Here is a 6000-nt window from a genome sequence, read left to right as displayed (position 1 = left end):
AACAGTAAACCTGAAGAATAATTTATTCTTCAGGTTTTTTTGTGCGTTTATCTTATTGCATCTGACGTTACGTCAACCTTTATAATGAACTTAATGTGAAGGGGGAGATTAGTTTGTATACGATTACGGACATAACGAAATGCGCGAATGTTTCTGCACGAACATTGCGTTATTATGATGAAATCAATTTGTTAAAACCAACAACATATAATGCGTTAGGTTATCGTTTATACGATCAAGCAACATTAGAAAAATTACATCGTATTTTATTGTACAAACAATTTGGATTTTCTTTAAAAATGATTCAAAAAGTAATCGATGAAGATCATTTGTTAAAAAAAGAACTATTATATCAACAAGAACAAGTAGAAAAAGAAGTAGAGAAACTTCGTGTTCTACAAAAAAATATAACGTTAAAATTAAAAGAATTGGATGGGGTGTATGAAATGACAGAACAAGAACGCTTTGAGTTATTTAAACAAGAACGTATTGAAAAAAATGACAAGCAGTTTGGTAAGGAACTGAGAGAGAAATACAGTGCTGTACAAATTGATAGAAGTAATGAAAAAATATTAAAAAGTACGAAATTGGATTTTGAAAATCAAGAAGCTGTTGAAAAACATTTGTTTGATTTGTTAGAGATGGCGAAAAAACAAGGAATTGAAGGGGAAATCGGAAAGGAAATTGTACGTGCACACAAAGAGTGGCTTATGTACAGTTGGACTACGTATAACACATCGATGCATCGTTCAGTAGCACTTATGTACATGACAGATGAGCGCTTTAAATCCTATTATGAAAAACATGGAGAAGGGTTTGCAATGATTTTATACGAGGCGATTGAAGGCTATGTAGAACGTATTTAGTTAGAATGAAATTCGAAGAGAAAAATGGTAGCTTTGATGAAAATCACAGCTGCCGTTTTTCATCTTGGCGCACAACATAATGGTCAAATGTTGTTCTAGAGTTTGTTATAATAAAGAAGCTATTTATTTAATGAAAAGGTGGAATTGAAATGCCAAAAGCGATTGATTTACATTGTGATGTTTTGTACCAACTATCAACTCGTCAACAACCAACTAACTTCGCAACAGATGTGACGTTACAAGCAGGGCTTCCGCAATTAAAGCAAGGAAATATAAAGGCGCAAGTATTTGCTATTTTTGTCGATGAGTCAATTCCACAAAGAGAACGATATATGGAAGCGATTCGTCAAATTGAATTGTTTCAAACACAAGTGTTAGCGCAACCAGAAATGATTCATATTACAGATTGGGCACAGCTCGATACTTTAGAAGAGGATCAAATTGGTGCGATTTTAAGTTTAGAAGGCTGTGATGCTATTGATGGTAGCTTGCATAAGCTTCAAACATTTTTAGATGCGGGTGTTAAATTAGTCGGTTTAACGTGGAACTATGCGAATGCTGTAGCTCATGGTGCACAAGAAGATCCGACACAAGGACTAACGGCATTTGGAAGAGAAGTCGTATCCTATTTAAATGAGCGACAAATTATTATGGATGTTTCGCATTTGAATGAGCAAAGCTTTTGGGACGTATTACCACTTGCGAAGCATATTGTTGCGAGTCATTCGAATGCACGTGCAATATGTGATCATGTGAGAAATTTAACAGATGCGCAAGCAAAAGCGCTAATTGAGGCGGGTGGGCACATTCACCTCGTGTACAACCCACCGTTTATTGAACGAGACCGTACGGATGATGTTTCAATTGATTCACTCGTTATGCATTATCGTCATTTTGTAAATTTAGTCGGTGTGGATCATCTCGGATTAGGTTCTGATTTTGATGGAATTGAACATACCGTATTAGAATTACAAAATAGTGGACAGACGCCGAAACTTCTTGAAAAATTACAGGTAGTTTTTTCAGAAGAGGATGTTGCAAAAATTGCAGCGAGTAATTTTGAACGATTTGTTCGTGCTATTTAAAACAACGCAGTTTTTTAATGAAAAAAGGGCAATTGTGTGCCGAATAGTACAGAAAGTTGTATGATAGTAGAGGATAATTTAGTTTTTACGAATAGATTTTCACGTTGAGAATCTATTGACGGAGGGAATTTTTATGAAACAACAGTTGTCGATAACGAACGGCGACCATGCAATCGATTGTCAGGCAGAGCTATCTTTTTACACAGAAACTGTAAAAGTAGATAGTTTGTCACCTCGTGCTTTATTTGAAGCAGGGGCGGAGCATTTTAGTGGTAAACGATTTTTTTGGCAAAATCGAGAAAAGACATTTACATTAGTTGGACTCGGTCATGCATATACTGTTGCCACAAATGCAGATGATGCAAGATACGAGCAAGTAGAACGAGCATGGCAACATGTTTTGAAAAATACAGATGTGACGCAAATGCAACAACAACCAATTTTATTCGGTAGTTTTACATTTGATCCGAAGAAGACGAAAGCAGCAGAATGGTCTGCTTTTCCAGAAGGCTTTTTCGCTTTAGCAACACACCAATTAGTCATTCGTAATGAACAAATTTTTATGAGTACATTTTATGTAAGCGACGCACCAATTACGCCAGAACAACGAGAAAAGTTATGTAAAGAACGGGATGAATTATTACATAGCGCACAAGTAAACGGTGTGTCTAGTTTCGCGAAACCGACGATTGAATCGACTGTAGAACGCCATAAAGAAGCGTATTTACAATCGATTGCAAATGTCACAGATCGCATTAAAAAACAAGAGGCGGATAAAGTCGTTATTGCACGTTCTCTCGCTTTAACATTTGAACAACCGATTACGTCAGACTTGTTGCTCGCTCAAATTATGAATGAACAACAAGAAAGTTATTTGTTTGTTTTTGAACGAGGAGAAGATTTCTTCTTTGGTGCTTCACCAGAACGACTCGTTATGGTAAAAGATAATGATGCGTATTCTTCTTGTGTGGCAGGGTCTATTAAACGTGGTACGACGAAAACGCAAGATGATGCGTACGGCAATGAACTATTGAATGATGCGAAAAACTTACAAGAGCATCAATACGTAGTAGATATGATTCGCCAATCTTTTGAAGAAAACTGTGAAATGTATCAATTACCGAATGGACCACAGCTTTTAAAAATTCGTGATATTCAACATCTTTTCACACCGATTGAAGGGCAGTTGAAAAAAGAAGCGAATATTTTACACATGGTTCAAAATTTACATCCGACACCAGCACTTGGTGGCGCTCCTCGGAAAGATGCTCTTGAAATTATCAGAGACTATGAACCGACGGATCGCGGCGTATATGCAGCGCCAATTGGCTGGATGAATGCAACAGGTGATGGAGAATTTGCAGTGGCAATTCGCTCTGCTTTAGTACATGATCAACGAGCGTATTTATATGCTGGCGGCGGAATCGTCGCGGATTCTGTACCGCAAAGTGAGTATGAGGAAACACTCGTAAAATTCCGTCCGATGTTAAGAGCTTTTGGAGGCAATTTACATGACGAATAAAGAAATTTTATCGAATTATGTGTATACGATTGTTGCTTCGTTATATGAAGCGGGTGTGAAAAAAGTAGTCGTTAGCCCAGGTTCGCGTTCTACGCCACTTGCTTACGGCTTTGCTTCAACGAAAGAGTTTGAATTGTATCGACAAGTAGATGAGCGCTCTGCTGCTTTCTTAGCTTTAGGATTAGCGAAAGAAAGCTGTGAGCCTGTCGTGTTAGTCTGTACATCAGGTACGGCAGCAGCAAACTACTTACCAGCAATTGTGGAAGCGTATTATGCGCGTATTCCATTAATCGTCTTAACAGCAGACCGACCACATGAGTTACGTGAAGTCGGCGCACCACAAGCGATTGCGCAACCTGCTTTATACGGACATCATGTGAAATGGGCGCTGGACTTGCCTATTCCAGATGATGCCAAGACAACATTGCCTTTTATTGAACGTCATGTTGCACGAGCAGTTTCTGTCGCAACTGCGGCTCCATTTGGACCTGTACAATTGAACGTACCATTCCGTGAACCATTATTGATTGATTTTGAAAATTCGTTACCGCAACGTCAATTCCAACGTCATTTCGGGAAAGACAATCGCCCTGTACAAGAGGCTTTGTTCTTTTTAGAAGATGTTGTAAATGATACGGAGCGAGGATTTTTAATTATCGGGGAAAATAATCAAAACATCGATACGGCACAACTTTGGCAATTTATTCGTCAAATGAAGTGGCCGACGCTCGTGGAAAGTTTATCGCATTTACGTACGAACGTTCCAGAAGATTGCCTTCCTTATATAGTGGACCAATACGATGCTATTTTGAAAAATGATGCTTTCAAAAAACAAATGGTACCGCAAACCGTTATTCGTATCGGAGCACAACCTGTATCGAAACCGCTTATGCAGTTTTTAACAGCTGTAAAGCCAGCACACTATATTGTCGTAGATGAAGATCCGAAGTTCCGTGACTCTTTACACGTATCGACGGCACACATTGAAGCGACAGCGGGTAAATGGTTAAATGAACTGCGCATTACTTGTGGGAAAAATGAGGCGTATACAGCGATGTGGCAACGTGCAAATGAAATTGCAACAAAGCATACAGAACGCTATATCGTAGAGCGTGAAGATGAAGGCGCACTAGCTGGGACGTTGTTTAATGCATTGCCAGAACATAGTGATTTAGTTGCGAGTAGTAGTATGCCGATTCGTGATGTCGATACGTTTTTCAATAAAACAGCAAAAGACATTCGTGTATTTTGTAATCGAGGAACGAATGGCATCGATGGCGTTGTTTCAACCGCATTTGGTTTACAGTATGCTTCGAAACGCGATACGTATTTACTAATTGGAGATTTATCATTTTTACATGATTCAAATGGCTTGATTGCGAGTCGTTATCAAGCGAGTGATTTAACAATCGTCGTGATGAATAACGATGGTGGCGGTATTTTCTCTTACTTAGCACAATCGACCGTTGAAGCCCATTATGAACAATTGTTTGGTACGCCAACCGCGCTGAAGTTCGAACAACTAGCAGCGATGTACGATGCAGAATATGCATGTGTAGAAACGAAAGCAGCATTGACTGACACACTTTCTGTACCGAAGAAAAAAGCAATTCGTATAATTGAAGTAATGACAAATCGTGAGCAAAATGTCGTGGAACATCGCGCATTATGGCAAGCGATTAATGAGGAGCTTGATACGTTATGGCAAGCGTAATAACAACGATTTCTGGCTTGGATTTGCACTATGAAGTGTTTCATCCGAAAGCTGAAAAAACAGTCGTATTTTTACACGGTTTTACAGGAAGTACGAAAACGTGGCAACACGTCATTGAACGTATGCCTGAAAACATTCGTATTTTTGCAATTGATTTAATCGGGCATGGGTTAACAGCAAGTCCTAAAAATGTTTCTTCTTACACGATGGAGGCACAAGTTGACTTGTTAGAAGCTTTTTTTGAACAAAGACAGCTAGGGAACTTTCATTTAGTCGGCTATTCAATGGGAGGACGCACAGCATTAGCATACGCATTAGCGCATCCAGAACGTATTGATCGACTATTTTTAGAAAGTGCTTCACCTGGTTTAGAAAATGAATTAGATCGTGAAAAAGAAAAGCGAGTGATAATTATTTAGCGGAACGTTTACTTAATGAGGGGATTCGAGAATTCATCGATTATTGGCAACAAATTCCACTCTTTGCGACGCAATCTCGTTTATCCGATGCGATGAAGGCAGAAATTCGTGCAGAACGTCTTGCACAAAATGAACTTGGTCTAGCTAACAGCTTACGTGGTATGGGGACTGGCGCACAGCGTTCATACTGGGATTCATTAACAGCTTTCGCACGTCCTGTCATTTTACTGACAGGGGAACTAGACCAAAAATTCTATCGTAAAGCAGAACAGATGAAGGAACAGTTCCAAAATTGCTCGCACATCGTCATAAATGGCTGTGGTCATGCAATTCATGTGGAAAATCCTGAAGTTTTTGTTACAATGATAGAGAAACAATTTTAATTTATTAGGAG

6 protein-coding genes are annotated in these 6000 nt (G+C 38.9%); all 6 read left to right on the top strand.

From position 1 onward, the window contains the following. The first annotated feature begins 113 nt into the window (after positions 1 to 113). Positions 114 to 866, top strand: a complete 753-nt coding sequence (locus tag KSHG_RS07440; RefSeq protein ID WP_010304184.1) for a MerR family transcriptional regulator — start codon at positions 114 to 116, stop codon at positions 864 to 866. Between the two features lie 149 nt (positions 867 to 1015). Beyond that, the gene (locus tag KSHG_RS07435) at positions 1016 to 1951 is read left to right on the top strand and encodes a dipeptidase (protein WP_010304181.1); all 936 of its coding nucleotides are present in this window, start codon (positions 1016 to 1018) and stop codon (positions 1949 to 1951) included. Positions 1952 to 2084: 133 nt separating this feature from the next. Next, the gene (locus tag KSHG_RS07430) at positions 2085 to 3473 is read left to right on the top strand and encodes an isochorismate synthase (RefSeq protein WP_010304177.1); all 1389 of its coding nucleotides are present in this window, start codon (positions 2085 to 2087) and stop codon (positions 3471 to 3473) included. After that, positions 3463 to 5187, top strand: coding sequence for a 2-succinyl-5-enolpyruvyl-6-hydroxy-3-cyclohexene-1-carboxylic-acid synthase (gene menD, locus KSHG_RS07425; RefSeq protein WP_010304172.1), 1725 nt, complete (start codon positions 3463 to 3465; stop codon positions 5185 to 5187). The genes KSHG_RS07430 and menD overlap by 11 nt, the downstream gene beginning before the upstream one ends. After that, complete coding sequence (locus KSHG_RS18745) at positions 5175 to 5606, top strand: alpha/beta fold hydrolase (protein ID WP_010304169.1); 432 nt, start codon at positions 5175 to 5177, stop codon at positions 5604 to 5606. Before menD ends, KSHG_RS18745 begins: the two co-directional genes overlap by 13 nt. Positions 5607 to 5698: 92 nt before the next feature. Then, positions 5699 to 5989, top strand: a complete 291-nt coding sequence (locus KSHG_RS18740) for a hypothetical protein (protein WP_010304165.1) — start codon at positions 5699 to 5701, stop codon at positions 5987 to 5989. Positions 5990 to 6000 lie beyond the last annotated feature (11 nt).

Origin of the sequence: Kurthia senegalensis (assembly GCF_000285595.1) — a bacterium.
Lineage (GTDB): Bacteria > Bacillota > Bacilli > Bacillales_A > Planococcaceae > Kurthia > Kurthia senegalensis.
Note: the sequence above shows the minus strand (reverse complement) of the source record. Positions and strands in the feature narration are given on the sequence as shown.

Bases quoted from the DNA above. Each gene is read 5' to 3' on its own strand.
- KSHG_RS07430 (WP_010304177.1), top strand. From the start codon at position 2,085: ATGAAACAACAGTTGTCGATAACGAACGGCGACCATGCAATCGATTGT.
- menD (WP_010304172.1), top strand. From the start codon at position 3,463: ATGACGAATAAAGAAATTTTATCGAATTATGTGTATACGATTGTTGCT.
- KSHG_RS18740 (WP_010304165.1), top strand. From the start codon at position 5,699: ATGAAGGCAGAAATTCGTGCAGAACGTCTTGCACAAAATGAACTTGGT.
- KSHG_RS18745 (WP_010304169.1), top strand. From the start codon at position 5,175: ATGGCAAGCGTAATAACAACGATTTCTGGCTTGGATTTGCACTATGAA.
- KSHG_RS07435 (WP_010304181.1), top strand. From the start codon at position 1,016: ATGCCAAAAGCGATTGATTTACATTGTGATGTTTTGTACCAACTATCA.